We start from the raw sequence: 4,863 nt of genomic DNA on the forward strand, positions 1-4,863 counted from the left end.
CGCGTGCGTGCCTGGTCCGACGAGAAACTAGCCGTCGCCGCGATCTGTTCGATCGCATCGGCCAGTTCGCGCGCCGCCAGTTCGCGCGCCAGCGTGAAACGGACCGTCGCCTCCGGCGCGCCCGCGGGCAGGACGATGGCGTCTCCGCAAGAAGCGCCGGCCTCGCCACGGCCGACCGTGACGCCGTGGCGATCTTCCAGGCGCGCGGCCAGAACGGCGCTCAGGCCGAGCCCGTGGCCGGGCAATGTATCGACGATGCGCGGGGCGGCCTCTTCGATGGTGGCAAAGAAATTGCCGTGATCGATGATGAAGTCCTCCACCTCGCGCGCGGGCGTTGCGGCCGGGGTCGTCGCGTCCGGGCCTTCGAGCATGTCGAGCATGGCGCGGGCGCTGGCGGTGAGCCGGTCCGACGCCTTGGCGATGATATCGACGAAACGCTGGCGTTCGGCCGGCTCAAGTCCCGGATATTGGGCGAGGATCTCGGCGGCCGAGCGGATCGCGGTGATCTCGGTCAGCGTCCGGTGGCTGAGCGTGACCAGTGCCGGATCGCGGTTGAGCCGATCCGACAGGGCGAGCGCGGCGTCTCGCGCCTCCTGCCGGTCGCGATTGAGCCGGATCAGCGTGCGGGCCCATTGTGGATGGCGGCTGGCCAGGTCGGTGGACGCCTCACCGGCCAGATCGACGAGGTCCAGCGCGCTCGTCAGCTCGGCGAGCTCATCGGCAAGGCGCGCGTCCCGGCTCGCCGACAGGAACTCCAGGTCCACGTCGAGCGCTTCGGCCGCCTGCTTGAGCAGCGCGCCGGCGATCAGCCGCTTGTCGTTCTCGATCAGGCTCAGATAGGCGGTCGAGATCGAAAGGCGCCCGGCCAGTTCGCGTTGGGCCATGCCGAGCGCGCGGCGGCGCTCGCGGATTCTCTGGCCGATCAGGATGCGCGACATGCCCGGATTGTAAACATATTTACAGCCCCGACAAGGCGACATCCGCAAGTTAACACAAATGCCGGACTGCCCGCGATTGCCGTTTCAGCTCTTTGATTGCCGTTCTATCCTGGCATCAAGGCGTGGAGGGCGCGCGGGTGCGCGGCGCATGTCCGGGGAGTGATCAGGGAGGATCATCATGAAGTTTACAAAACGCAGCGCGTCTCGCCGATCCGTGCTCAGAGCAGGCGCCGCGCTCGCCGGCGCGCTGGCGACGCCTCATGTCTTCGTCAGGAACGCGTGGGCGCAGGGCACGTGCGCCACGCTCGGCAATTTCCCCGTGGAGGGGCCCGAGGTGGTGTTCGGCTTTTCGGTGCCCAAGACCGGCGCCTATGCCGACGAGGGCGCCGACGAATTGCGGGCGCAGGAACTGGCCGTCCAGCATATCAACGAGGGCGGCGGCATCCTGAACACGCTACAGCCGCTGGCGCTGACCGGCCAGGGCGTGCTGGGCAAGAAGGTGACGTTCGTCACCGGCGACGACCAGACCAATCCCGACGCCACACGCCAGGTGGCCCGGCGCATGATCGAGCGCGACGGCGTGATCATGTTCAATGGCGGCTCGTCGTCGGCGACCGCCGTCGCGGCCCAGTCGCTGGCCCAGGAACTGGGCGTGGTCTTCATGAACGGGCTGACGCACGCCAACGAGACCACCGGCAAGGACCGCCGGCGCTACGGCTTCCGGCAGTTCTTCAACAGCCATATGACGGGCCTGGCGCTGGGGCCGGTGCTGGCCGACAATTACGGCACCGACCGCGCCGCCTTCCACCTGGTCGCCGACTATAATTGGGGCCACTCCACCTCGGGCGCCATGAAGGACGCGACCGAGGCGCAGGGCTGGTCGACGGTCAACCGGATCTCCACCCCGCTGGGCGCCACCGACTATTCGCAGTTCCTGACCGCGTTCGTGAACTCGGACGCCGACGTGCTGATGCTGAACCATTACGGCAACGACATGGTCAACTCGGTGACCCAGGCGGTGCAGTTCGGCATTCGCGACATGCAGAAGAACGGCCGCCAGGTCGAGCTTGTCGTGCCGCTCTATTCGCGCCTGATGGCGCAGGGCGCCGGCGACAATATCGAGGGTGTGTTCGGCACCACCAACTGGAACTGGTCGCTCGACAATCCCGGCGCGAAGGCGTTCGTGGACAGCTTCACCGAAAGGTACGGCTTCCCGCCGAGCCAGGCCGCGCACACCTGCTATGTTCAGGTGATCCTTTATGCCGATGCCTGCGAGCGGGCCGGCACCTTCTATGCGCCCGAGGTCATCGCCGCGCTCGAAGATCACGAATATGAAGGCGACGGCTACAATTCGCCCAGCCTTTACCGCGCCGAGGACCATCAGTCCTTCCATGACGTGTTCCTGGTGCGCGGCAAGTCGGCCTCCGAGCGCGCCTCCGAATTCGACCTGCTTCAGATCGTCGCCGAGGTGCCGCGCGCGACGGTCGAATATCCGGTCGACACGTTCGAAGGGGAACTGGGGCCATATTGCTCGACCGCCTAGCGTCCCCGAATCTGAAGTTCGCTGGATTTGCAGCGGGCTCGGTGCGAACTTCGGATTCGATAAGGATACCGGATAAGCTATTGTATCTGATGTGCTCTTTGGATTTGAGGTTTCCGTGACGGGTTCGCTGAAACAAGGATAGGAACTTCAAATCCACCACACTGGCGGCGGTCGGCGCGAACCCCGGTGCCGGGTGCCCGCCGCCCGGCGCCGCGCCGACGCAAGGGGCATGACGGGCTCCCGCCACCCACGGCGCGCCGGAGGACCATATGGACATCAACGCCTTTTTCCTACAGGTGCTGACGGGGTTGCAGCTCGGCGCGATCTACGCCCTGATCGCGCTTGGCCTGACGCTGATCTTCGGCACGCTGGGATTTGTCAATTTCGCCCATGGCGCGCTCTATGTGATCGCCATCTATGCGGCGGTGACGATCGCCGCCCAGGCCGGTTTCGCGGTCGCGATCGTTCTGGTGCCGCTTTTGCTGTTCCTGGTCGGCATCGTCTTCGAGCGCGGCCTGATCCGGCATTTCTACACCCGTCCCCACACCGACCAGATCCTGATCACCTTCGGCCTTGCCATCGTTGTCGAGGAAGTGATGAAATGGTGGTTCGGCGCCAACAACATCCCGTTCGTGCTGCCCGAATGGGGCGACGGGCTGATGGTGTTCTATTCGGACTGGAGCGCGGTCCCGGCGGTCCCGGTGTTCCAGGAGGCGCCGGCCCTGTGGCTGCCGTTCATCGACGGGTTCGTGACCTATCAATATTGGCGCGTGATCCTGATCGGCGTGTCGCTGGCGACCGTGGCGGGCCTTTTCGCCCTGTTGCAGTTCACCCGGTTCGGCCTGGTCGTGCGGGCCGGCATGCGCGACCCGGAGATGCTGCGGTTCCTGGGCATCAACATCGCGCAGAAATTCGCCATCGTCGTCGGGCTTGGCGCGGCGATCGCGGGCATTGCCGGCGTGTTCGGCGGGCCGATCACCCAGGTGACGCCTGGCGTCGGCATGGCGCTTCTGGTGCCCTCCTTCCTGGTCGTCGTCATCGGCGGCATGGGCTCGCTGTCGGGCGCGCTGGTGGCCGCGATCCTGATCGGCATGGCGCTGAGCTTTTCGGCCGAGATCGCCGATCTTCAGCAGATCGTCATCTATCTGATCGCCGTCATCGTCCTTCTGGTGAGACCGCGCGGCCTGTTCGGCAAGAAGGGAGTGTTCGAATGAGCACACGAACCGTCAGCGCTCCCGTCCGCCCCGCCGCCGCAACAGGGGCCGGCATGCGCGCCATGGGCCGGGAAGCCTCGATCCTCCTGATCTTCTCGGCGATCGTCCTGTCCATGCCGTTCTGGCTGCCGCTGCTGGGCGGCTATGAGGGCCTTGCGACCAAGATCATGGTGTGGGCGATCTTCGCGGTGGGCTTCGACATCCTGCTCGGCTTCACCGGCCTTTTGTCGTTCGGCCACGCCGCCTTCTTCGGCGGCGCGGCCTATGTGACCGGCTACGTCTTCCGCGACCACACCTCCGAAATCATCGTCGCCTTCATCGCCTCGCAGGTGGGCGTGGTGGTGCTGGCGGCGGCGATCGGCTTTTTGTCGCTGCGCCGCACCGGCATCTACTTCTCGATCCTGACGCTGGCCTTCGCCGAGATGATGTTCGCCGCCGCGCTCGCCATCTTCGCGCCGTTCACGGGCGGCTATGACGGGCTGACCATGCGCACCACGCCGACCCTGCTCGGCATGCCGATGCAGGGGCTCTACGTGTTCTACATGGGCGCGTTCATGCTGATCTTCGGCTTTGCGGTCGCGCGCATGATCAAGAATTCCGCCTTCGGGCTGATGCTGCGGTCGATCAAGGAAAACCCGATGCGTCTGCAATATACCGGCGTCAATGTGTGGGCCTACAAGATGGCCGCCTTCATGATCTCGGCGCATTTCGCCGGCGTCGCCGGCTTCCTGATGGTGGTCTACGAGCCCTATGTGGCGACCAAGTTCCTGCACTGGTCGACGTCCGGCGAAGTCGTGATCATGTCGGTCATCGGCGGCGTGGGCACGCTGTTCGGGCCGATCATCGGCGCCGGCTTCCTGATGTATTTCGAGAACGTCATCCAGGCGGCGATCGGCGACCAGTGGAAGCTGGTGCTGGGCATCGTCTTCGTGCTGGTCGTCATCTTCCTGCCCGGCGGCTTCGTCCAGCTCGGGCAGATGGTCTGGAAGGCGACGGGCCACAGGGTGCGCGCGCGCCGGCACAATGTGCCGGACATGGAGCCGGACGCGGCGCGCGACCGGAACCTTGGCTAAGGGGGAGTGAGCATGGACCAGGTTCAGACATCGGCTCCGGCCGCCGCCAATCTCACGCCCCCGCCGCGCCCGGCCGCATCGGCCGAGACCATTTT

4 protein-coding genes are annotated in these 4,863 nt (G+C 65.7%); 3 read left to right on the forward strand and 1 reads right to left on the reverse strand.

The genetic code is table 11. From position 1 onward, the window contains the following. On the reverse strand, positions 1-938 hold a 938-nt coding region (locus AC5E6L_RS03330), incomplete at its 3' end, for a helix-turn-helix domain-containing protein (protein ID WP_491771281.1). Positions 939-1,116: 178 nt separating this feature from the next. Here AC5E6L_RS03330 and AC5E6L_RS03335 point away from each other — a divergent pair. The 3 genes from AC5E6L_RS03335 (at position 1,117) to AC5E6L_RS03345 (ending at position 4,768) form a co-directional block, all read left to right on the forward strand. Next, positions 1,117-2,481, forward strand: coding sequence for a substrate-binding protein (locus AC5E6L_RS03335; protein ID WP_491771283.1), 1,365 nt, complete (start codon positions 1,117-1,119; stop codon positions 2,479-2,481). Positions 2,482-2,756: 275 nt separating this feature from the next. After that, a complete protein-coding gene (locus AC5E6L_RS03340; protein WP_491230276.1) occupies positions 2,757-3,695 on the forward strand; it encodes a branched-chain amino acid ABC transporter permease in 939 nt (312 codons plus the stop codon). Beyond that, on the forward strand, positions 3,692-4,768 hold the full coding sequence (locus AC5E6L_RS03345; protein ID WP_491230274.1) for a branched-chain amino acid ABC transporter permease: 1,077 nt from the start codon (positions 3,692-3,694) through the stop codon (positions 4,766-4,768). The genes AC5E6L_RS03340 and AC5E6L_RS03345 overlap by 4 nt, the downstream gene beginning before the upstream one ends. Positions 4,769-4,863 lie beyond the last annotated feature (95 nt).

The sequence above is a fragment of the Roseitalea sp. genome, from assembly GCF_984466335.1.